16 protein-coding genes are annotated in these 22,975 nt (G+C 57.3%); 13 read left to right on the top strand and 3 right to left on the bottom strand.

Annotation, left to right across the window (positions count from 1 at the left end; genetic code table 11):
* The 8 genes from AC0QKW_RS11140 to AC0QKW_RS11175 form a co-directional block, all read left to right on the top strand.
* Positions 1-701 (top strand): M23 family metallopeptidase (locus AC0QKW_RS11140; protein WP_473151145.1); only part of this gene is annotated, 701 nt, incomplete at its 5' end.
* A gap of 11 nt (positions 702-712) precedes the next feature.
* Entirely contained in the window at positions 713-1,231 is a 519-nt protein-coding gene (locus AC0QKW_RS11145) for a hypothetical protein (RefSeq protein WP_473151146.1), read from the top strand.
* Positions 1,231-2,961 carry a type IV secretory system conjugative DNA transfer family protein gene (locus AC0QKW_RS11150; protein ID WP_473151147.1) on the top strand — a complete coding sequence of 577 codons (1,731 nt, stop codon included), beginning with the start codon at positions 1,231-1,233 and terminating at the stop codon, positions 2,959-2,961. The genes AC0QKW_RS11145 and AC0QKW_RS11150 overlap by 1 nt, the downstream gene beginning before the upstream one ends.
* Before the next feature lie 10 nt (positions 2,962-2,971).
* A complete protein-coding gene (locus AC0QKW_RS11155) occupies positions 2,972-3,370 on the top strand; it encodes a hypothetical protein (protein ID WP_473151148.1) in 399 nt (132 codons plus the stop codon).
* Positions 3,358-4,998, top strand: coding sequence for a hypothetical protein (locus AC0QKW_RS11160; RefSeq protein WP_473151149.1), 1,641 nt, complete (start codon positions 3,358-3,360; stop codon positions 4,996-4,998). The genes AC0QKW_RS11155 and AC0QKW_RS11160 overlap by 13 nt, the downstream gene beginning before the upstream one ends.
* A gap of 2 nt (positions 4,999-5,000) precedes the next feature.
* Entirely contained in the window at positions 5,001-11,687 is a 6,687-nt protein-coding gene (locus AC0QKW_RS11165; RefSeq protein ID WP_473151150.1) for a strawberry notch C-terminal domain-containing protein, read from the top strand.
* Positions 11,684-11,986, top strand: a complete 303-nt coding sequence (locus AC0QKW_RS11170; protein ID WP_473151151.1) for a hypothetical protein — start codon at positions 11,684-11,686, stop codon at positions 11,984-11,986. Before AC0QKW_RS11165 ends, AC0QKW_RS11170 begins: the two co-directional genes overlap by 4 nt.
* Positions 11,958-13,484, top strand: a complete 1,527-nt coding sequence (locus AC0QKW_RS11175) for a bifunctional DNA primase/polymerase (RefSeq protein ID WP_473151152.1) — start codon at positions 11,958-11,960, stop codon at positions 13,482-13,484. Before AC0QKW_RS11170 ends, AC0QKW_RS11175 begins: the two co-directional genes overlap by 29 nt.
* A gap of 108 nt (positions 13,485-13,592) precedes the next feature.
* Here the strand turns inward: AC0QKW_RS11175 and ltrA are convergent, their stop codons facing one another.
* Positions 13,593-15,320, bottom strand: a complete 1,728-nt coding sequence (gene ltrA / locus AC0QKW_RS11180) for a group II intron reverse transcriptase/maturase (RefSeq protein WP_473151153.1) — start codon at positions 15,318-15,320, stop codon at positions 13,593-13,595.
* 730 nt (positions 15,321-16,050) lie between these two features.
* On the opposite strand from ltrA, the gene AC0QKW_RS11185 reads away from it, so the two are divergent.
* The gene (locus AC0QKW_RS11185; RefSeq protein WP_473151154.1) at positions 16,051-16,650 is read left to right on the top strand and encodes a Uma2 family endonuclease; all 600 of its coding nucleotides are present in this window, start codon (positions 16,051-16,053) and stop codon (positions 16,648-16,650) included.
* Between the two features lie 14 nt (positions 16,651-16,664).
* On the opposite strand, the gene mobF is transcribed toward AC0QKW_RS11185, so the two are convergent.
* Together mobF and AC0QKW_RS11195 are read right to left on the bottom strand one after the other, a co-directional pair.
* A complete protein-coding gene (gene mobF / locus AC0QKW_RS11190) occupies positions 16,665-19,358 on the bottom strand; it encodes a MobF family relaxase (protein WP_473151155.1) in 2,694 nt (897 codons plus the stop codon).
* Positions 19,359-19,368: 10 nt separating this feature from the next.
* Positions 19,369-19,686, bottom strand: coding sequence for a hypothetical protein (locus tag AC0QKW_RS11195; protein WP_035985554.1), 318 nt, complete (start codon positions 19,684-19,686; stop codon positions 19,369-19,371).
* Between the two features lie 605 nt (positions 19,687-20,291).
* Between AC0QKW_RS11195 and AC0QKW_RS11200 the strand changes: the two genes are divergently transcribed.
* The 4 genes from AC0QKW_RS11200 (at position 20,292) to AC0QKW_RS11215 (ending at position 22,858) form a co-directional block, all read left to right on the top strand.
* On the top strand, positions 20,292-21,425 hold the full coding sequence (locus tag AC0QKW_RS11200) for a ParM/StbA family protein (protein ID WP_473151156.1): 1,134 nt from the start codon (positions 20,292-20,294) through the stop codon (positions 21,423-21,425).
* Between the two features lie 44 nt (positions 21,426-21,469).
* Positions 21,470-21,958, top strand: coding sequence for a hypothetical protein (locus tag AC0QKW_RS11205; RefSeq protein WP_473151157.1), 489 nt, complete (start codon positions 21,470-21,472; stop codon positions 21,956-21,958).
* Positions 21,955-22,323, top strand: coding sequence for a hypothetical protein (locus tag AC0QKW_RS11210; protein ID WP_473151158.1), 369 nt, complete (start codon positions 21,955-21,957; stop codon positions 22,321-22,323). The genes AC0QKW_RS11205 and AC0QKW_RS11210 overlap by 4 nt, the downstream gene beginning before the upstream one ends.
* Positions 22,324-22,468: 145 nt before the next feature.
* Positions 22,469-22,858, top strand: coding sequence for a GNAT family N-acetyltransferase (locus AC0QKW_RS11215; protein WP_473151159.1), 390 nt, complete (start codon positions 22,469-22,471; stop codon positions 22,856-22,858).
* The last annotated feature ends 117 nt before the right edge of the window (positions 22,859-22,975 follow it).

The following is a 22,975-nucleotide window of genomic DNA, read 5'->3' on the forward strand; positions in this document are numbered from 1 at the left end:
TGGCGGTGTTAGAGACCGATGAGGCCTCCGGCACCGCTGAAACCGGGCTGTATTTCCGCATGTGCGTTCGCAACCTGTTTGTGGACTTGGGCTGCACCCCCTACTTCATCGGCCCCATTCCCTGGCTGCCGGTGCAGGAAGAGGGCATGATTTTCTTGGGTCAAATCAAGGAAGGCCTTTCGACCACCGATTCAGCCGCAGCCGCTACGGCGAAAGGGATTGACCCGCAGACCGGAGAACCCAAACCCACCCCAGTCCCAGCCCCAGCGACCAGGGCTTCAGGCTCTCCAGGTACTTCCACGGGACGATTCATTTACCCCGCACCTGGCTATGGCATCACCAGCAGTTTTGGCTATCGCACTCACCCAATCCATGGCGATCGCCGTCTCCATAGCGGCACCGATTTTGGCACCCCCACCGGCACCATTATTCGAGCAACTGACGGCGGGCAGGTCACCTTCGCGGGCATCAGCGGCTCCCTCACCAGCGGCTACGGCAGGCTCGTCATCGTCAACCACGGCGGTGGCGTAGAGAGCTACTACGCCCATCTTCAAGGCTTTTTTGTGCAAGCGGGCGACATCATCGCCCAGGGAGATCCGGTCGGTCGTGCCAACAGTAGCGGCTGGTCAACAGGGCCACATTTGCACTTTGAGGTGCGCCAGAACGGTCAGCCCCAGAACCCTATGAACTATCTCAGTTAAGGAGTGTAGCGATGAGACTTAACCGTACTGTCTTCGCTGGTTTAGCAGGCCTCTGCCTCCTGCTTATCGGTCTAATCTCTGTCGTGGGCCTCAATCTGGCTCGGGCGTCAGACCCCATTCCAGAGGCGGTCTACGACTGCCTGCCTCTCCAGACCCAAGCTACAAAACTCTGGGGCCTGGTTGAGACAGCCTCCGGCAGCTACCTCCTGATCGGGGCCGGTGAAGGCGAGACCTACCAGGAAGTACTGATTTACCTGGACGATCAAGCCGCCTGCCGGTCTCTACTGCCGGAGGATGACCCGGTGCTCAGTCACTATATCCCCCTGAACTTGGCCCGTGAGTTAGCCCTCCAGCGCTACACCCAAGTGCTGCAAGAACAGGGCGGACGCGACGCTTACCAGCAGCAGTTGACCGAGTATCTGACGGCGGCACCCGAGGGCACCCGCAGTCAGTTTCCTGAGGAATACCTCTGGGCGCTGGAGCAACTGGGCATTGAGCTACCGCCCAATAGCTATGAGGTGCTGCGCTGATGCGTTACACCACCGAACAATCCTCAATTCTGGGGCAGGCGGATTCCACCTCTACTCAGTCAATCTCTCAGCTGGTGACCTCGCTCCAGTCTCGCCAGGGGCTCACCCTGCTGGGCTGTGCGGTACTGATTGCTGCCTTCTCCCTCATGAGCCAAGGCAAGAAAGGTAAGCTCGCCACCAGTCGCTTTGGTGGCAGCCCAGAAAAATCCGCCGCCCGCAAGCGAGCGGTACGGCAGATTCAGGAGCGCAAACGCAACGCAGTTTCCCTCTACATTGGCAAGCCTACCCGCAAGCAAGATGCCCGATCCCTATACCTGCCTGACCTTCAACGGGGCATCGCCGTTTGTGGTGGGCCAGGCTCCGGCAAAACCTTTAGCGTCATTGACCCACTGATTCGCTCGGCTCTCGACCAGGGTCTACCGGTGGCGATGTACGACTTCAAGTACCCGACTCAAAGTGCTCGCCATGCCGCCTACGCCGCCAAGCTGGGCTACGACGTGCGGGTGCTGGCCCCCGGCTTTCCCGAGTCCGAGGTGTGCAACCCCATCGACTTTCTGCGCAGCGAGTCCGATGCCGAGATGGCGCGGCAAATAGCTACGGTGCTCAACAAAAACTTTCGGCTGATGACCCAGAGCAGCGAAGACGGCTTCTTCGCCGCCGCAGGCGATCAGCTGACAGAGGCCCTGCTGATGCTGGCCAAGTCCACCCCGTACCCCGACATCATGACCGCCCAGGCGGTGCTTGGGCTGACCAACCTGGGCAATCGGGTAGCAGCGGCTCAAGGCATGAACAGCTGGATTCGAGTGTCTTTCAACCAGTTGATTGGGGTGAAAGATGCCGAGAAAACCGCCAGCGGCATTGTTGGCAGCGCCAGCGAGACCTTTACCCGCTTTATGAAAGAAGGGGTGTTGGGGGCCTTCTGTGGTCAAACCTCTATCCCCCTCGATTTAACCGGCAAGCAGCTGCTGATTCTGGGGATGGATCGGGAGCGACGGGATGTGGTGGGGCCGCTGGTAGCAACGGTGCTGCACATGCTGGTCACCCGCAATGTGGCCCAGCGTCGCCAAGATCCGCTGATTGTCGCCATTGACGAGTTGCCCACCCTTTACTTACCCACCCTGGTGCAGTGGCTGAATGAGAACCGGGAGGACGGGCTGGCGGTCATCCTTGGCTTTCAAAACCTGGTGCAGCTAGAGAAAACCTACGGTCGCGAGCTGGCTCGCGCCATCTTGGGAGCCTGTGCCACCAAGGCGGTCTTCAACCCCCAAGAATACGAAGCGGCCCGCATGTTCTCAGACTTTCTGGGGGATGAGGAAATCAAGCACAAGCAAAAGTCGCGCAATCGGGGCGGCGGCAAATCCAGCACCACCATCTCTGACCAGGAGCGCACCCGCAAGCTGTTTGAGCCCAGCCAGTTTCTCCGCCTGCCGCCGGGGAAATGCATCTTGATCAATCCCGGCTTTACCTCCCGAGGGGAAGCCGCGATTCCTATCCAGCAGGCGATCAAGATTCCTAAGGCCGATGTGCAGGCCAGCGAAGGCAGCGAAGCCCTGTGGGCCAAAATTCACGCTCGACTGGTGCGCCGCAGCCCGCAGCGGATGCCCACTGCCGCTGATTTAGAAAAGCGACGACAGATGGTAGAAGCGATGTTGCCGGAGCCCCAGGCCCCGGTCAATTCGGCCTACCCCGACCCCGCTGGCCTAATCGATAAGTACAGCAGTTTGCTCTAGGAGAAACCCGATGACAACAACGATTCAATCCCCCGATCTCATGCTGGCCCAAACTCTGCGAGCCAAGCTGCCCGTGGATACGGTTACCGCCCTACTGGCTTACCCCAACATCGCCGCTGATCTGGCGTTGGTGCTGGATCAGCCGCCTTTGGGTGTGGACTACGTGCCCCGCGAGATTGAGGTGCTGTACGACGATGTGACGGTTTTGCATTGGCGGGATGGCCGGATTCAAGCTCAGTGCGCCGATGTAGAGATCGACTACACGCCAACCCTGGTGGAGTGGCTAATCGATGGCGACACCGCCTACTTTTCGGTTCAAGGGCTGGAGGTGATTAACCGCATCAAAACCCTGCCCCTGATGGAGTTAGAAAGCCTAGACCCCCTCAAGGAGGAATCATGCAAGCTGTAGTGAACCCCGGAGAAGCCAAACAGATCGAGCAGGATTATGCTCACACTACCCTGGCCTCTAGTGAAATGGCAGCGGCCACGGCTCAATCGACCGCCGAGGCCGTACAGGCCTTTATTCAGATGCTGCGCGAGCGACTCCAGGCGGCTCGGCAAAAGGAGCAAGACTCTGAGAGTAATACCCCGGATGCTCAACTCGATGATGTTGTGGATCTGCCCCAATCCGCCGCTGAGCCCATCGAGATTAAGATGGGCCGCGAGATTGTCTACCGTGAGGGCTATGCCGATAAAGACCCCGTCAATAAGCTCAACGCCAATACGCTAAAGCTGCTCCAGGCGGCGGTAGATGCGCCCCCGCAGGCGGGCGCTGAGGCAACAACCGGAGCCAAAGGGACGATCAATATCAAGGCTGGAGATGAACTGGTTTATCGGATGAGCAAGGGGGCGGTTGAGACCAACCGGCTAGAGCCTGAGCCAGTTGATCAAGCGGAAGTGTCTTTCCCTGGGGGCGTCCGGGAGGCGTCAACGGTAGAAGATTCCAAAGCAGAAGCCGCTACAAAACCTGAACCCAAGGAAACCCCGGCCCTTGCCATAGCTGAGGATTCCCGATCAGCAGATGAGACCGTGCCCTCTGTCTCTGTCCCTGTCCCTGTGTCTGTGTCCCTCGCAAAAGCAGCCACGGAACCTGAGTTCGAAGAAACTCCAGCCCTTGTGACGGCTGTAGTGCCAGAGCAACAACCACCCGCTAGCCAGCCTGCACCCACCCGAGTTGCAGCTCATCTGGCCATGGCCTCACCCAAGGTGGTTTCCATCCTCGACGTGATGGAGCGCCAGAACCAGCAGGTGGTGGAAAAAGCCACCCAGAAATGGATGCAGCAGACCACTCGGGTGATGCGGCGCTCGTCTCAGCAGTTGACTGAACGAGTGGTGGCCCTGGCGGCGAATATCCGCAGTCGGCAGGTCGCCTCTACGGCGGTGGATTTGCTTCAGAAGTACGGTACTGCCTACAGCCCTGGTCGAGGCTTCTACGTGGCTGAGAACTACGTGGTCAGCTCTAAGGGCCGCATGGTCAACGTCTCAGACCGCGAAGGCATCGAGTTAATGACGGCTCGAAAAACTCGCTGGGGGTTGGACATCCTCAAAAACGACATGGTGGCCTCCCAAGAGGCCGACTTCATGAAAGCCCGCCAGCAAATTCAGATTCAGGGGGTGGATGGTCTGTCCCCAGAGCCCCCCATGCGGGTACGGCAACTGGGCAACCTCGCGCCAGCGGGCGACATGGGCATAACCCGCGATCTCACTGCCCTGGCCCTGGCGAAAACCGCCCGCAAACTGCTCGATGTCACCGGCAGTCGCCCCAACGTGCAGGGCAAGCGAGTCTTCCAAGGGGGCAGTCAGTATCGGATTGAGGAGACCCCCAACAGCCTGAAAATTCAGGCGGGTGAGAGGGGGCAGATTCTCAGCATTGACAACGGCAAAATCAAGTCTGATCTCACGTCTAAGGATGTGGCCTATTTCCGGTTCATTGACCGGGAACTCAGCCAGGATTTACAGCGGCACCAACCGGCGACAGTGACACCTCTGAACAGCCGACAACGCAGCCGCGCCGTGGGCATGGCCATGGGTGAGTAGGAATGGCAGAAGACGCCCAACAGCAGCTGGTGAACCATTTCACTACCCACTTTCTGGAGGGTGAAGGGTTTACGACGATTACCGCCGCCCGGCAACAGGCGGCGCTGGTGTTGGGCACACCGGTCAACCCCGGCACGGCGCTGGCGAAGCAGGTGGATGAAGCGGTGGAGGGGGCGGTGGTGCGAGCGGCCCAGGGGATCCTCCAAGCCTCGGCGACAACTCACGACACCTATGATCGGCTGATCGATCTACATGATCGCCAGCCAGCCCTGAATGTCCGCTCCTCCACCAGCGTGTTGCAGCAGGCCTACAGCACGCCGATTCCCCTCGCGTTTTTGGCCTCTACCCTGGCGGGCATTACCCCTGACACCACCGTCTACGAACCCTCGGCTGGGCACGGCGCATTGCTGGTGGGAACTGACCCCATCCAGGTCACCGTCAATGAACTCAATCCAGATCGCGCCGCTGACCTGCGGGCTCAGGGGTACCGCGTCACGGAGCATGACGCGGCGGAGTATCAGCCAGAGCGTCTGCATGACGTGGTGATTGCCAACCCACCCTTTGGCGTGGTGCGAGATGCTCAGGGGCAGCGTAAGCGATTCAGGTTGCCCGGCAACCTGCGGGGGACAACCCAGATTGATCAGGCGATCTCGTTCCAAGCTCTAGGGGCGATGAAGGACGATGGTCGCGCCGTGCTAATTCTGGGCGGCAAGCTGGGGGTGGATGAAGAGCTGCGGTCTGAGCGCTACAACACCCTGGAAAGTCGAGGCTTCTTTTATGCCCTGTACCAGCAGTACGCCGTTACCCAACACATTTCCATTTGGGGTGACCTGTACCGCAAACAGGGCGCGGGTTTTCCGATTGATCTGATTGTGATCGAAGGTCGGGGACGGTCTGAACGTCCGTTACCGGCTGCTGATGTCCCGGTTATCTACAAGTCGTTTGCTGAACTTAAGGAGTTGATTCCCCATGAACCTACCCACCACGCCCGTTTCACCCTGGACGTACCCGTTCATGAGCAGCCAGTATCCCAGCTTTCCCAACCTCTGGACGCTGGAGGGCCTGGGAACGCTATTCATCGTCAAAGTGCCACCAGCGCTAGAGCAGCTGAGCAAATCGACTTACCTACAGCTGATTCAAACTCGGTTGGACAGAATGATTCAGACCTCCGTCTCGGAAACCTCCCAAATCGAGACGCAACAAGGGCTGGCCACCACCCTCAGCGAATTGGACTGGGCTCAGGAGATTCCGATACTGGAGCCGGACGACGACCCAGACTTCGCTCTAGAGTATTGGCGGCAGCAGTGGGCAGAGACCTTGATTCGGAGCAACTGGCGGTTTCAGGAACGACTCGGCTATTACGGGGGGATCTTTCCGGTAACGCCCGTCACCCCCAGCTATCCGGACTATCTGGATTGGATCAGCCTCCACGACGAGACCACGCTAGAGGCGTGGCTGGCCGAACTGAGCCTGTAAAACCTCACTCAGAACTCACCATGAATACTCCTCTTTCAACCGGCGAGGCTGTGGCACCGTCGGCAGACACGTATGATGTCCAGCCCCGGCAAGTGGCCTATGTGCCCAAAAGTAACGGCTTTTCAACTCAGACCCTGATTCCCTTCAATATGGCCAGTGCGGCCCAGCAGGCGCTGGAGCACTTCGAGCATCACCACGGCGACATTGATGAGTACCTGTCCACCCGACTGGGCTATGGTTCTGTGTCCGAACTCCACGGCTACTTCAGCGCTGAACAGGTCGATGCCTCGGCCCTGGCGATCAGCAACATTGAGCGGGGGGCGGGGTTCATCACGGGCGACCAGACCGGCATCGGCAAGGGCCGCATCTGTGCCAGCATCATGCGTTACGCCCAGCAGCAGGGCAAGATTGCGCTGTTCATCACCAAGGACAAACCGCTCTATGCCGACATGATGCGGGATGTGGGGGATATCGGGATGCGGCGGTTTACGCCCTTCATTACCGATAGCGGCACCGAGATTCCCTTGGCCAATGGCGCGGCATTGAAGACCGCTGGGGCTGCCAAGCAGCAGGCGGAAATGCAGGGGATGATTCAGCAGGGCAATCTGGGCCGCTACAGTGCCGTGTTTACCACCTACAGCCAGCTTCAGACGGTAGGAAAGAAAGAACCTCTGCGCCGCACCTTCCTGAGGCGGATGGCTCCCAATGCCATCTTGATTCTCGATGAGGCCCACCAGGCGGGGGGCAGCAAGGGCGGATGGAAAGAGGCAGGGCCACCGGATCGGGCGGATTTTGTGCGGGAGTTAATCGATCTGTCGTCCGGGGTGTTCTATTCCTCGGCCACTTACGCTAAACGGGCCGATGTGATGGATCTCTATGCCCGGCGCACCGACCTGAGGCTAGGGGTCAGCAGTATGACGGCGCTGGAGAACATCCTGACGCGGGGTGGGGTGCCACTCCAGCAGATTGTCGCCAGTAAGTTTGTCGCCTCCGGGCAAATGCTGCGGCGGGAGCGCTCCTATGAGGGGATTTCGTTTCAGGCTAAGACTGTGCCGGTAGATCGGATGGTGGCGGACGACTTCTCGGCAGCGATGCGGGCCATTAAGGATTTTGACCGGGCCAAGCAGAAGGCGGTCAAGGCGATCAGTAATGAGGCCAAGGCGGAAGCGAAGGCCCTGAAGCAGGATGGGGCGATTGGCGAGGTGGGAGCCAGGAGTACCAACTTCACCTCGCTGATGCACAACTGCATTGAGCAGGGATTGCTGGCCCAAAAGGCGGATGCGACGGTGGAGGAAGCTATTGCGGCGCTGAACCGAGGTGAAAAGCCCGTAATTACGGTGGCTAACACCATGGGCAGCTTCATCGAGGCCTATGCCGAGTCTCAGGACTTGTCGCCGGGGGATGTGATGAGCCTCTCCTTTGGGGATCTACTGGAACGGTATTTGGAGCGATCCAGGGACGTGGTGGTGACAGACTACCGGGGCCACTCCACTCGGCTACGCCTCAGCGATGATCAACTCGGAGCCGATGCCGTTCTGGCCTACGAGGAAGCCTTGGACTGTATTCGCGAGTCCGACTTCAGCGGCATTCCCATTAGCCCGATTGACTACATTGAGCAGCAGCTAGAGCGGGCAGGCTACCAGGTTACCGAAGTCACTGGGCGGACGGCGGGCATTGAGTATGGGGCTGATGGCACCATGGCCTACAAGGTTCGACTGGGGGAGGAAACCACAGCCAAGGGCAGGATCGATGCGGTGGCCCGCTTCAACGCCGGGGATGCTGATGTTATTCTGCTCAACTGCTCGGGCTCGACCGGCATCTCGCTGCACGCCTCGGAGAAGTTTGCTGACCAGCGGCCTCGCCACATGATTGTGGCCCAGGCGGAGCGGGACATCAATGTGTTCATGCAGATGCTGGGACGGGTGCATCGTACCGGGCAGGTAGCGCTGCCCGCCTACACGCTGTTGATGGGCGACCTTCCAGCTGAAAAACGACCGGGGGCGATCCTCTGTCGCAAGATGGCTAGTCTGAATGCCAACACCACGGCGGCGCGGGAAACCGATATCTCGCTGAACACGGTAGTGGATTTTATGAATCCCTACGGGGAGCAGGTGGTGACGGAGTTGCTGGCCGATGACCCAGAACTCAATGCCAAGCTAGATTTTCCTGCTGCCAAGGCCGAAAACGATGCCTCCGATATTGCCCTAATCAAGAGGGTGACGGGTCGGATTCCGCTGTTGCCCATTGCTGAACAAGAGGCGGTCTACAGCCTGATCGAGTCGGAGTACTGCGACCTGGTGGATCAGGCGCGGGCGATGGGGGAGAACATTCTGGAGGCAGATCAGCTAGATTTGGACGCTCGGCCCTTGGCGCGGATGGAGGTGATGGCCGATGACAGTGAGACCGCGAGCGAGTTCACGGGGCCAGTGTATCTGGAGCTGGTGGAGGCCAAGAGTGAGAGCAAGCCGCTGACCCAGCTCCAGGCGATCAATGTGGTGCGGGAGTCGGTGGGGTTGGCAGAGGTGAATTCGGTAGAAGCCCACGACTCAGATACTCTGGCCACCCAGGCGAGGCAGCAGGTGGCGGTGACCATTACCGAGTTGGAAACGCAGACGAACCAGTATCGGCAGGCGGCAGTGGCCCAAAAGCAAGACAGCAAGGCGATTGAGAAGCTGAATGACCGCATTGAGCAGCAGTTCACGCATGTCTCCAGTGTGCTGGAAACCTTTGTACCAGGGACACCACTGCGGTTGGTGACTCCGGCCAGTAAGACGATTCTCTATGGCGTGGTTGCCGGGGCCGATGCCAAGAAGCGAGCCGGAAGTCCAGCGGCACCGAACCGTTGGAAACTCAGGATTCTGGTTGCCGATTCGGCGCGACAGATTACGGTGCCTTTTTCCAAGTTCAACACGGGGAGAAGCGGATCACTCGATGCCACGGTGCAAACCGAGGACTGGTTCGGCAATAGCGTCTACTCGCTGTTCGACATGCAGCAGGAGGCAGGGCGGGTCAACCGGCAGATTTTCACGGGCAACCTGATCAAGGCGTTTGAGAAATACTCTAACGGCAAGTTGGTGAACTACACCGACTACCGGGGCGAGGTCTGCCAGGGGCTGATCATGCCCAAGGGCTTTGATATTGAGTCGGAGCTGACTAAGGAGCCGGTAGCCTTCAAGGAGCCGCAGCAAGTGTTTAGGTTCCTGACAGATTTGACCAACCGACAGGGGACGGTGAAGACCCTCGATGAGTTGTTGCTGCTGAAGCCTCAGCAGGCGGGGGACGGGTTTATTTTGCAAGCGCCGAAATCGAAAGAGTCGGGCGGGCGGTACTACCTGGATGAGGAACTAATTGCGGCGGCGGGGTCGGATTTTTATTCGGTAGCCGATCGCATGGAAGTCGTCATTCCCCCAGAACGGCTGGAGCGGGTGCTGGGAGTGGTGATGCAGCAGCGGAATTACACGCTGGCGGCGTTTGAGTTTAAGGACGTGGCGCGGCAGTTGATGGGGGTGTCGCTACCAACCTTGGAGAAGGTGGAGGTGGAAGTAGTGAAACCCCCGGTTGTTGCTCAGCCGGTTGCGCCCGCGATCTCAAATCAACCCAGGCCAGAGCCCGCCGTGGAAAGGCCTACGGTTAAAACTTCGGTGTCCCCAACCGTACCCAATCAACCCCCAATGGGCCAACTGGAGAAGCGGATTCTACGCTTTTTGAGGAATGCGGGGATTGAGCAAGAGGTAATGACCTCCCAAGAGTTTCACCTGCGGATCGAGAATGAGCCCTTCATTCCCCTGGTGGTGGAGCGGCAGGGGGATGAGTTGTACCTGACCCACTACTTGATCCAAAACGGGGATATGTTCATCGACTCGGAGATGGTATTTCGGGTGCGGGGCGAGGGGCAGATTGAGTTTAAGGAGACGGCGGTGCAGAGCCTGCGGGGTGGGGAATCGCGGCTGCCCGACCGCGCCTTTGCCCAAGTCTTTTCCAAAAACATTGTGCAGCAGGGATTTGCAGAAGCCGCTAAGGCCCAGCTTCAGGCGCAAGCAGCGCCCGAGGTAGAGGGGGTGTCTCCGCAAGAACCGGAGGATGAGCGATCGCGGATGCCGAGTGATATGAGGCAATATTTGGAGGTAAAAGAGCAGTATCCCGATGCGATCGTGCTGGTGAAGTCGCCAGATGACCGGTTTTATGAGGCGTTTTTTGAGGGGGCTCGGCCCCTGATCGAGCATCTGGAGATGATTGGCACCAGCATGGAGTCTGGGGTGAAGGAACTCGGACGGGTACGAGTGGCAGGGTTCCCGGTCGAGAGTTTGCACAAGTACTTGGACAGGTTGACCCGGCAGGGGGAGGTGGTTATTGCCGAAGGGGAGGGGGCGATCGCCCTTCACCCCCATCAACTCCCCGAACCAACAGCCATAGAAGAACCAGCTCAAGCTCCAGTTGAGCCGATTCCCCAACCCCAGATCCAACCACCAGCGTCTAAGGAGCCTGAATTTCAGATACAAAATCTGTTTGATCTCGACCAGTTCAATGGAGCACACCAAAATGGACATAGGGAGCGGCAGACCACCGATCCAGCCTGGACTGACTCGGCGGAAGAACCTCAACCAACTGCCCCATCATCCGAGGTGAATGTAGATCCGCCGACACAACCCTTGCCTACCCCTACGGTTCAAGAAGTAGCTGACCAGGGGCAACAGGTAAATGAGGTAGTGCCAGAGTCACCCGAACCGTTGCCGCATACCGCTCTAGACACCTTGCGTGACTGGTACCGTGCTGCCCGCGATTTAGGCTATGACCCGCTGCACCTGGAGCAGATCAAGCAACTAGGCCTTTCGGCCAAGCAAGCCAATGGCAACGGTTTTGGCCTCGCGCCAAACCTCCAGCAAAAGATGGCTCAAGATCTAGCCCAATATCAGGCGTTGCAGCAACGGGGAGAATACGTGGCTCAAGCTTCCCAAAAAATCTTGTCGGTGATCGGGCAGACCCGAGGCCCCCATACTCAATTTCGCGGCAAGGTTTATGAATTGAAGCAGACCGCCGACCGACTGACCGTCCGCCGAGTGACTCCTCAGCCCCAGACCATTTTGGAAATCGCCCAGGGGAAAATTCAGCGCACAGTGGTGACGGCTGAAGACTGTCAGCGGTTTCAGCGATTTGTGCAGCGCCTAGAATCAGACCGTGTTCCCACCCCGACCTCAGCAGGACTTGAACGATGATGACCCTGACCCCCTTACCCGCAGACTATCGCCCCCAGTCCATCGTGATTTTGTGCGATGGGCAAAAAGCCGTGCATGTAGAAGGCAATGAAATGCAGCTCGATGTGGAGTGGACGGCGGAGCGCGAACCCGAGCGCCTGGAGATGTTTTGGGATGGGATATTGGTCTACGCCCTGGTGAACCAGCAGCTCACAGTCAACCGTCTGGAACTGGTCACGGGCGCTGTCCACCCCATGGAATGGATCTTTCAAACCCCAGGGGGTCAAGTCGATGAACCCAGCCCTTCGCGCCACACTTGATTGGCTCCAGGGTCTTGGGCTGCCGCCGCTGCCCGTTGCCCCAGCCCAAGACCCGACGCGCTACCCAGCCCGAGATCGCGGTGGTAGTCTGAAGCGCGATAAAGACGGAGTTCTGATGCCTGCCTTCACCGGCAAGAACCCCAGCTATGTGGACAGCCGTGGGATTCCCCATCTGATCCGGCATACCCAGTATCAAAATCGGATGCCGACTCAGGCTGAGCTTCAGACCTGGTTCGCACACCCCGATAACGGTATTGGTACTCTGGGCGGCTGGCACAACATTGTTTGGGTCGATGTGGATGTGAAGCAGTTTGAGTCGCAGCAGGCCTGCGAGCAGCGGATCACCGCTTGGCTGAGCCATTCCCCGCTCTTACAGCAGACCTTTACTGAACGTACCCATAGCGGTGGCTGGCGGCTGGCGGTGCGAGTCCACGAAAAGACATTTACCAATTTCTCGCTGAATGGGGTGGGTGGCCACCACATGGGGGAGGCTCTGGGCCAGGGGCGCTTCACGGTGCTCGCGCCGACGATTGGCCCGAGTGGCAACGCTTACGTCAATTTGCAACGGGTACCGCCGGTTTGGGTGGAGCGGTTGGATTCGATCGGGCTGTATCCGGCGAGTGGTCGAAGAGAGCAGAAGCCATCCAGTCAGGCTCGCCCCCTAATTCAGTCTCAACCTGCTCAACCGGGAGTCTTGCGGCTGGAGAATCTGGCCACAGCAAAGGCTCAGTCGGTGCTGCATGGGGATAGTCCGTTGAAATCGCGATCGCACTCTTTGACCTATGCCCTGCGGGAATTCTATGGCTGGGAGAACTGGGCTGCCCAGAACCGTGTACCTATTAGCGGCAATGCCGAGGAGTTGGCGCGAGCGGCGGGGGCTGCGTTGGGAATTGACGCGGAGCGGGTTGAGCGAATTATGGAGAGCATTCCTGATCCGGGCAGTTGCACCCCGGCGGCGGTTTTTGCTAAGGGCGAAACCAGCGCTTGGAAGCGCGTATGGAAGCTAGACCGGCAGGTATATGAAGAGCTGTGTCCTAGTGGTATCGGTCAGTCTATCCAAGATACCGCTAGGAGGAACCATCACGTTCTGGCAGTTAGCAAACCTCAAAAGAAGCGAAACGCAGTCATCCATAGTTCAGCAGTCCATCATCCTGCAATCTCAGCGACTCAGATTCAAACGTTTGTACACCAGGCCCGAGAAATTCTGGCCTATGCCCATCAGACAGAGCGAGGAAAGGTAACTGGTGAGCGCTCGGCGGTAGATCCCAAAGTTTGGGTGCAGGGGCAAATTTATCGAATAGCTGCCGAGGGGGCGCAGCTGACTATAGAGGCCCGTGACCGGGGCGCTATTTTGCAAGCCCAGGGTGATACTGTCACCTTGGAAAACCTGACTGTAGTTGATCTGAAGCGGTTTCAGGCTGAGATGTTGCGGCTTCAGCAACGCCATCGTCCTTGTGCAACGGCTCCAGCGATTTCTCGTCAAGGTCAGGAGCGTTGAGACTACGTTATTGCTTGGTTAAGCAGGCCATGAACGTCTGTCGTAGGTTGGTCGGGTAGGAGGGCATACGTCGCCGCATCCCTCCCCCCAAAGAACCGGACTTGACAGTTACCCATCATCCGGCTCAAGCCTTCGCCCATGTACATGTCTGTGATTGTGACAGGCTTTGTGAATCAGCTCTAGATTGAGTAGATCATCGCCGCCGCCTTCTTTCACAGGCTGCTTGTGATGCGTTTGCAGCGTTTCGCCATTAAACAGATGCTCACCACACACCTGGCACTTCCATCGCTGGCTCTGAGCTACATGATGGAGTTTCGAGCCACGAGCCAGTAGGACTTTTCCCATTCCGGTGCGGCGCTTGCGCCAGTAATCGGAGAGGGTTGGATCATCGGGGGAGAAGGTGCCCTTGACCCGAATATGGCGGCTAATCGGCGTATCGTAGACCTGGGTAAGCGCGAACGTATGTTCTTTGCCATCTCGGTCTTGTGCCTTGGTTGCAAAGATCCAGCTCCGACCCCGAAGGGTATGGAAGTATTTCTTCGCAATCCACCGCTTGCCCTTATTGCGGTGTCGCTTGTAAGACCATCTCCAGAGTGCTTTCCAGATTTGGTATTCCACATAGCTAAACACCCGCTTACTGGCCACATGACGATAGAAGTTACACCACCCCTTGAGTCTCGGGTTCAGGTACCGAATTACATCCACTTGTTTGATGTCTTTGTGACGTTTCAGCCACGATCTGATGTCATTTAGGAACGCTAGAACCTTATCCTTTTGGGGGCGAATGATGCAGTGTCCGTTAAAGTGGCGAATCGTAAACCCTAAGAAGTTGAACCCTTTGGTCACAGGGACGATTTGGGTCTTCTCAGGGTTGAGTTGGAGTCCTCGTTGCTGTAACCACTCCTGAATCTCAGGGAGGATAGCCTCGAGATCTTCCTGACTCCTAGCGGTCACGACGAAATCATCCGCATAGCGGATGAATCCGTACTTTGGGAGTTTGCGCTGGTACGTGCTACCTTTGGCACTCGGCAAGGGTGTCCTCGGCGATACCTTACGGTGCTTATCCAGCATTGCTCCTAGCCCGTCTAGAGCGATGTTCGCCAAGAGGGGCGAAATCACCCCTCCTTGAGGAACGCCGTTAGGAGTCTCATAGAAGACATCTGACTCAACGTAACCTGCTTTGAGCCACTGCTTAATCAGTTCTCTGCCAGGGATTGCTCCGATAGCGTCAAGGATATAGCGGTGGCTGATATGGTCGAATGCCCCTTTGATATCGGCATCGAGCACCCATAAGTCATGCCCTTTCCGTAGCCGGCTATGGCATTGGGTAATGGCATCATGGACACTTCTGCCAGGACGAAAACCGAAGCTGTTCGCCTCAAAGCGGGCTTCCCAGCTAGGTTCTAGGGCATTCTTGACCACTGCCTGTAACACTCTGTCTTGGACTGTGGGAATGCCCAATGGGCGTTGTTTCCCATTGGCTTTAGGAATATAGACTCGCCGGGCAGGTTTAGCTATCCAGGGAGTATATATCTGCATTGTTCGCCACAGCCACTCCCGCTCTTCCGTGCTGCGGAACGTCAGACCGTCAACGCCTGCCGTCTCTTTGCCACGATTGATTTGGGTGACTCGTTTTATCGACAGCAGCAAGTTAGCTTGACTGCGTAGCATCAGCTTCATCAGGCTTCTCACCCGATTCCACTGGTGTTGTTGGGTCGCACGATAGATGCGTTGTCTCAGGTTCTTAACCCGTTTTTGAATGAGCTTCCAGTTGATGTCTGCCCACTGCTGTCCGGTTCCCTTCGCTCCGATGTCATTTCTGACTCTATCTTTCACGTCGGTTCAGTTCCTTTACATTGGCTCTATTCGTGGAAGACTCGCTGGAAGTCTGCCCGCTTTCACGGTGGGGCAAAGCTTGAACCCCTATCCTGGGCGTTACCCCAGACATTCGCTTTCTCCAGCATCCTTTACCCGCTAGGTAATTCCGCTTCCCTTGCGGTCGGCCTACTGCGGCGGCATTGATGCTCCCGCAGAACCTATCGGGCTTACCGTGTTCCGTCCGTTCGAGATGCGACTCAGTAAGGTTCCGCCTACTACTCCGGTGGGACTTCTGTCCTTCGCTATCAGTCCATACACCCTGATAGCCACCCACGTACCTTTTGGTTAGAGTGTGTCAGCCTGATTTCACTCTCTACAAGTATTACGAAGCTTATAGCGATTCGCTGTCGCTAACCTATCTGAGTCTTCCTCTTGCAGTCTCTACAAAATTGGGCTTTCTGTAGGTACCGCTTTCGTGCCTTGCATTCCAGTGGGTTCATTACTTACTGCCACCGTAGGCGGAGTCAGTGACTCTGTTACGTGAGGACAAAGAGAAGGAGTCTTTGGAGAGGACGGCCTCTCGCTCGGAACGGGCAACTTTCACGTCGCACACATGGATCCTTCAATAGCAGGTCGTTGGGCCAGGTTAACTAAAAGCTTTTCATGCGGGGGTAGGCAGGGTGGGCTAGGGATCAGGTAAAACCATGCAGCACGCTAGGATGAGAACAACGTCTGCGGGGAAAAGGCTATGACCCAGGCTAAGGTAAAGTTCGCTTCCTTTGAGGAGTATCTTGCCTACAGTGATAAGACGCCGCTAGAGGGGCGTTTTGAATTAGTGCGTGGGGAGTTAGTCGAATTGCCACCCGAGTCAGAACCGAATAATTGGTTGGCTAATTACCTGCAATTTCTGCTGGTCGCGGCCAACGTCGCTCCCCTGCGGTTAATCAAAATCCACGCGTTAGAACTGCAAGTGCCGGTCTTGCAACCGAACGATGCGGCCAACCGCTACCCCGACTTGGTGGTGCTCCGTCCTGAGCATCTGGAACTAACCCAGAGGCGGTTAACAATCACCCGCAATATGCCACCCCCTCGGTTGGTGGTTGAGATTGTCAGCCCTGGCAAAACCAATCGAGACCGCGATTATGTCTCTAAACGGGCTCAGTACGCAGGCATTGGAGTGCCGGAGTACTGGCTAGTTGACCCCGCAGCACAAACCGTCATGGTGCTGTCGCTAGCCGGTGAGACCTATCAAGAGGTTGGAGTATTTGGTTTGCAAAGGGCCATTGCTTCAGTCGAGTTTCCAGATCTCACTTTGAAAGCAAGCCAGATTTTTGAGGCTGACCAATAGCTTTGGCCAATCCCCTATCGTTCCAAGCCTGTATCTTGTCTGTTGGAACTGTTGTTATGCATTGTGTGGGCCAGGTTTGCCTGTTGGCTGGCCATAGCAACTAAATTGTCCAAATTGGTCGGTAGTGGCACATCAGTGGGCTGAGATCGGCCACTACTGATACCTGTAACCTCCCCAGGATTTTCCTTCGCCCTAGATCGCTCCACCCGCTCAATCAGCCGATCCAGGTCTTCCGACGCATACAGCCGCAGCTCCCGCTTCACCCGGCTCACCGCCACATAAAAGCTCTCCCGCGCCACGTAGCGATCCAACGCCCCAATTACCCGCTCCGCCGACTTGCCCTGGGCCGCATAGGTAGTGCTGACCAGCGCGTAATCCAGATGCGCCTGCTCCGAACTCTCGAAGCACCCTGCCTCTCTCCGCCCCCAACGAATTAGTACCTGTCCATCCTCCAAGCCCATCACCTCAAATTCCTGACCATTGCGCCGCCCCAGGGCATGGTCATTGCGCGTCCACCGCAGGCGATCGCCCACTGCAATTTCCATCTCCTCCACCTCATACACCGACTTCCGCTTGATCTGAACTGGATCCACCTGCAACGCTGCTCCCGATTGACCCCGCAGCATCAGCCCATTGCTGTGGCTATCCGTCGCCAGCACCTCATAGCGCTGCCCCTTCTCTAACCCCAGCCGCTTGTAGCTGGCCTGGGGAATCAGCAGATTTCCCGGCTGAAAATGGTGGGCATAGCCCGCCTGGGTCTCCGTCAAATCTCTCGCCTTCAGCCGCTTTACCGTTAAGCTTTGGCCCAGGGTGCCTTCTGCCTTCAGGCCCTCTCGCACTAGCTGGGTGATCGATAACCGCTCTTGGTTGGTGCCCGCCAAGAGCAGGGTCTTTCGACGCTCATCTGGAGCCAAGGCCAGATAGTCGCGGGCGATCGCCGCCGCCCTCGCCTCCTGACTACTCACCTGCTGAATGTACGGCTTCAACTGTCGCACCCCCGCCGCAATCTCCCCAGCGGCAATCAGGTCTACCCCCGCCTTGATCTGCTGATTTTTCTGCCGCAAGGACTGGGTGAGGTAGGCCGTCGCCATCCCCGCCTGCTGCAAACTCTTGAACGGGTTGCCCGCCTCCACCGCCGACAGCTGCCGGGTATCTCCCACCAAAACCACTCGCGCCTGTTGCGCCTGGGCTTTGGTCACCAGGGCCAGCGCATCCTTGGCACTCAAGAGCCCCGCCTCATCTACCACCCAGATCTCAGGTTGAGCTGGGTTGGGTCCCACCGGTTGAGCACACAGCAACGCCGCCACCGTTTCCACCGGCTGAATCTGAGCTGAGTCGCCCAACGACTTTGCCGCCTCCGCACTGGGGGCAAAGCCCCGCACGGTGTAGCCCTGGGCCTCCACAATCTGGCGGAAGTGATTTAGGGCATAGCTCTTCCCTGCCCCAGCCACCCCCTGCCAAGCAATGACGCGATCACGAGTCGTGGCTGCCAACATCACCCCCTGCACCTGGCCCTCGGTCAGACCCTGATCGCGCAGGTGCTCTGCCACTAAAACTGGAGAGGCAATACTCCCCACATCTCCCCGGCCATCCAACACTGTGCGAATGGTCTCCAACTCCCGCAGCACCGCCGTCTGAGTGGTCAGCCGCTGGTCGTGGGTGTGAATCACTTCTGGATCGGTATCCAAGGTCTGCTGCACCTCACCAAAGCACTGCTGCCCCAGATGATTCTCCAGGGCAAACCGCTCCACCTGCTCGCGATGGAACACCGCCTCTCGCTCAGCGCAGTGGGTCAGCCCGGCTTGGGTGGCCCGCTTCGGCTGGCTCTGCCAATCCATCGGTTGGGGTTGAGGGTGTTCCAGCTTCAGCACCTGGGCCTGCTGCTGCCAGTAGGTGCGCAGCTCTTCTCTGGGAATTTCCTTTCCCTTTGGGGCTCGGGTCATCAACGTCGCTAGCTCTCGCTCCTGGGCCGTCGCATTCTCCTCAACCGCCGCCAGAATCTGCTCCCGCCGCTTTGAGAATGTTTGGAGGTCTTCGAGCTGATACCCCTTGAGTTCAAACTGACCATTGACCCTGGGCTCAATGCCGTAGCCCAGCCGCTGCACCTCCACCGCTAGCTCGTTCTGGTAAATCATCCCCAATAGCTTTTGCTGTTTGAAGAGAATGTCGTTGTGAAGCGACTGCCAGCGACCATTGTTCAACTGCGTGGCATTGATTACCACACAATGGGTGTGCAGCTGCGGATCCTTCTCGCGGGAGGTGTCGTGATGGAACTGGGCGACGATTAGGTTGCCGGTGCCAATGGCCTGCCGTCCCTCTGGTGTCCGCACCCGTGTTTGGGCATAGCGCTCCTCAATGATGGCCAGGGTGCGAGTGACGGCGGTGCGATGGGCCTGCTCTATCGCGTCATTTCCTCCCACTAAAGCCGCCAGGCTGATGCTTTTGGGCGCACTAAAGGTCAAATCCAGCCCGGCTCGATGGCGCTCTGGGTCAATCTTCCGACCTGATAGGGTTTGGTGTCCTTGAGGATGGGAGCCATGGAGCAGATTCTTGAAGTCGCCTCCCTGCACCTGGCCCGATAGCCCCAGGCTCTTGGCCCCCTGGCCCCACCAACTGGAGTGAGCCTGGTTCTCTTCGCTGGTGTAGTAGTTCTCGGCGGTGTAGTAGGTTTCGCCTTGGTTGGCGCTGATCACTGTCAGGCTGAGCATGGCTGACCTCCTAGCCTTCTACCAGGCCCTGGCGCTTGCGGATTTCCTGAATCAGCGCCTTGCGATTTTCCAGCGCCTGCGGTCCTCGGGCATTGGCCTGCTCTAAGGCAATGGTCTCTAGCAAAATCTGGAGCCCTTGAAACTGCACTTGCAGCAGCTCCATCCGGGCCTTGAGGTCATCCACCTGCCGCTCTAGTTCACGGCGCTGCTGGCCATCGCGCATCATCAGGCGAATGATGCTGGCAGCGGGCAGACCTAGCCGATTGGCCTCTTTTTCGACGATCGCTGCCTCTTCGAGGGGCAGCGAGACGCTAAATCCTTTACCCATGAGCTTTTCCGTGAATTCGTCAGTGATTCGTAAACGACTGGCCATTGGCTCCCATGCCTGGAACCCCTGATACTGCTGGGTTTCAGCAACCCCCTGGCCCAGGGCTGGGCGTGGTGTGTGAAACGCGGAGCTACGAAACGCAGTGGAGTGGCGTAGCCCCCAGGGCAGCCCATCAGGCTTCTGCCGGGGCATTTCTCAAGGGAGTTCATGGAAGCAATAGTCTCTGTTTTAACCCACAGAAAATGTCAGTTCTTTTCAGCTAAGAGAGCTGAAAAGTTTGTTTTTATTCATCAATTCATTGATTGGAATCTGAACCTTAACCAAGGGCAAGTCGTGATTAAGTCGTTATCAAGTCGTGAATGATTGGGTGATTCCAGGTTTGTCTTGGATTCTATCTAGAAAAGTCGTTGTCAAGTCGTGAATAAGTCGTGAATGAAATTCACCAGCCATCAAAACGATGATGAATTTTGCTGAAGATAACAATTCAGTCGTTATTAAGTCGTGAATAAAAACGACAACCCAGAATACAAATATCGATCAACCAGCTTGAAGACATTCTTTGCTTCTCAAGCTGTTGATTAAACGCTGTCATTGGCATTTAAACTATGACCCCAATCATCCAGACCTACATCGACATGGGCAGCTCTGCCACCAAGTGTCTCTACTGGCAGGGCCAGCCCTACCTGCTGCACCTCGACCCCCAGGTGGCTCGACTGAACCCCGCTCGACTCGACCGGCTAATGCTGGGCGGGCTAACCAGCCAAGAACCGGAGGACAGTGCCTATGTGATGGTGGGCAATAGTGCCTATGCCATTGGGGCGTTAGCGATCGCCCAAAAAGGTGACTCGGGTCTGGCTCTGCCAAAGCGCGATCGCGCCGTCTACAAAATCTTGGCTACCCTAGGCGTCATTGCTGAGAAGACTTTGACTCAACAGAATTCCGAGACCTCAGGTTGTGAGTTCACCGCTCAACTGGGTCTGCTGCTGCCGCTGGAAGAATACTGGCAAGACCGCAAGGAGTTGAAAGCCCAGATTCTGGGGGCGATCTCAGACTTCAGCTTTCGAGGACGATCTTTATTTGGGCAACTGGAGCGCATTGAGATGCAGCCAGAGGGGGCCGGTCTCTACCTAGCCAAGGGGTTGCAGCTGGCGAGGGCTGGGGTGGGCATTCGCGACTCCACTGTCGTCGTCTTGATGTTTGGCCACCGCAATCTCTCCATCCTCACCTTTGAGAAGGGCAGCACGCCCCAGGAAACCAACAGCACCTCCCAGGGGCCAGGGTTCGTGGAATACCTGAAGCAGTGTGCCACTGAGCTACCGGGTGTCGCGCCAGATGATCCGGCTCTGCTGGGAGCAATCCTTCAGGGGCACCTCACTTTCCATATCCCAGGCCGCAAGGAAGCCCTGGATCTGACCAGAGCCTGTAGCTATGCCCGAGAGTTTTATCTGGATCGGGTGAATCAGTTTCTGGTGCAGTGGCTGCCCTCGGCTGAAGTAGAGGTAATTGTCGGCGGGGGTGCCGCTTATTTCATTCGGCCAGAGCTGGAGCAGTTTTTTGACCAGCGCGGGCTCGCTCAACAGATCACCTGGGCCGAGGCCCTGCGACAGGAGATGACTGACGTGCTGCGGGGACAGGATGGCACAGCTGAACCCGACTTGATCACCAGCGTCCGTTGGGCCGATGTCTATGGGTTGTTCAAGACGTTCATGTACAGCGCCAAGCCAACCCAGGCTTGTTAGCATTCCGGCCATCCCAAACACAACCGAGACAAGGAATCAGAGGAATGACCCAAACGTCAGAAACAAAGGCCCGGATTCAGTACTCCAGCCGAGATGAGCTGGATGTGGCGGTGATCGGTTATTGCCGTGGGCGATCGCGCCATGACCTCCATGCTCGTATGCGATCGGCATTGAATGGCTGCTATGGGCCATTTGCTATGGCAGCACTTCAGGCCCCCAAGGATGAGATCCAGCGGCAGGCAATGCGATCAATTCAGCAGTTGACGACTCAGATTCTAGAGATCAAGGAGAGGTTCCTGCCGGAGTTGGAAGCCTTCGATGATTTGATTACGCCACCCAAGATAGATCTCCCACTGGTTAAGCCATACCTACGACATCTACCATCGGCCAATGGCTCCATGGCATCTACCCCAGCAGCATCCATCAAAACGGTGACTGATCCAGGGCCGATGGATCAGCCACTGCGAGAGTTCTTGGGTGACGATGCCGCCATCATGGCGGGGCTCAACCCTTTCATCAATGACTTAACGTGACTCCGCCGCGTCCCAGAACACCTATCCCCGTTGACAGACAGACCCAAGAGCAGATTGCGGGGACGGCGGTGCTGCTCCTGGAGCGGTTTTGCCGCGACCAAGCTCGGGGGCAGCGGGTGTTTGAGGGCAAGCAGTTCTACACAGTTGTGGAGCGGGGGCGCGATTTGAATATTGAATTCAAGGGCAATGCTAACCACCTGCCGGAGACCATACTTGTGTTGAAGACGCACCGGCAGGGTGGGCAAACGTTCTACGAAATTGAGTCTTGGTTGACTCAGGCAGATGTGCAGCGGTTTGCCCTCATTCGCCAGGAACTACGCAAGGATTTGCAGGCCCTAGCATCAGAACAGATAACTCAAGGCTAATTACTCGGCATGATGCTAGTCGACAAGAAATAAGCAATTTGGGGTTGGGGTACAGAGGCTTTAATTTTTATATCTTCTAACGCGGAATCTAGCAGTACCTTTGACGGCTACACGATTCCCACTTAGATTCAAGCGGAGTGGTTCTTTGGCACCGATTCCCCACTGGGAACGCTTCGCGATCGCTTTGAGACCGAGGGCGATTTTTTCCGCTGTACCATCGGATGATGGCCCGGTGGGTGTGGCTTACTGCGAACCAGAGCGCTTGGCGGACAACACCTGGAACCTGCAATTAATTGCAATCTACCCCGATCGTCAGGGGCAAGGTCGGGGAACTCAGCTTCTCCACGCTGTAGAACAGGCCCTGAAGCAGCGCGGCGGTCGCCTCCTGCTGGTAGAAACCTCAGGTCTGCCAGAGCTGGCTGGCACCCGAACCTTTTACGAAAAGTATGGCTTTGAGGCCGAGGCCCGCATTCGCGATTTCTATGCCCAGGGCGATGATAAAGTCGTGTTCTGCAAGCAATTGACTGTCAGCTAGGGCTCTACCCCATGCTCACCAACGACGGGCTGCACTGCACCGATCGCGTTCAAGGAACCCTGTCTTGACTCTCCAGTCGTCTGGAGAGTTTAGGATGGATTTAATCCTTACGAGGTC

Source organism: Pseudanabaena sp. PCC 9330, assembly GCF_055795045.1.

Bases quoted from the DNA above. Each gene is read 5' to 3' on its own strand.
- AC0QKW_RS11145 (WP_473151146.1), top strand. From the start codon at position 713: ATGAGACTTAACCGTACTGTCTTCGCTGGTTTAGCAGGCCTCTGCCTC.
- AC0QKW_RS11150 (WP_473151147.1), top strand. From the start codon at position 1,231: ATGCGTTACACCACCGAACAATCCTCAATTCTGGGGCAGGCGGATTCC.
- AC0QKW_RS11155 (WP_473151148.1), top strand. From the start codon at position 2,972: ATGACAACAACGATTCAATCCCCCGATCTCATGCTGGCCCAAACTCTG.
- AC0QKW_RS11160 (WP_473151149.1), top strand. From the start codon at position 3,358: ATGCAAGCTGTAGTGAACCCCGGAGAAGCCAAACAGATCGAGCAGGAT.
- AC0QKW_RS11165 (WP_473151150.1), top strand. From the start codon at position 5,001: ATGGCAGAAGACGCCCAACAGCAGCTGGTGAACCATTTCACTACCCAC.
- AC0QKW_RS11170 (WP_473151151.1), top strand. From the start codon at position 11,684: ATGATGACCCTGACCCCCTTACCCGCAGACTATCGCCCCCAGTCCATC.
- AC0QKW_RS11175 (WP_473151152.1), top strand. From the start codon at position 11,958: ATGAACCCAGCCCTTCGCGCCACACTTGATTGGCTCCAGGGTCTTGGG.
- AC0QKW_RS11185 (WP_473151154.1), top strand. From the start codon at position 16,051: ATGACCCAGGCTAAGGTAAAGTTCGCTTCCTTTGAGGAGTATCTTGCC.
- mobF (WP_473151155.1), bottom strand. From the start codon at position 19,358: ATGCTCAGCCTGACAGTGATCAGCGCCAACCAAGGCGAAACCTACTAC.
- AC0QKW_RS11195 (WP_035985554.1), bottom strand. From the start codon at position 19,686: ATGGGTAAAGGATTTAGCGTCTCGCTGCCCCTCGAAGAGGCAGCGATC.
- AC0QKW_RS11200 (WP_473151156.1), top strand. From the start codon at position 20,292: ATGACCCCAATCATCCAGACCTACATCGACATGGGCAGCTCTGCCACC.
- AC0QKW_RS11205 (WP_473151157.1), top strand. From the start codon at position 21,470: ATGACCCAAACGTCAGAAACAAAGGCCCGGATTCAGTACTCCAGCCGA.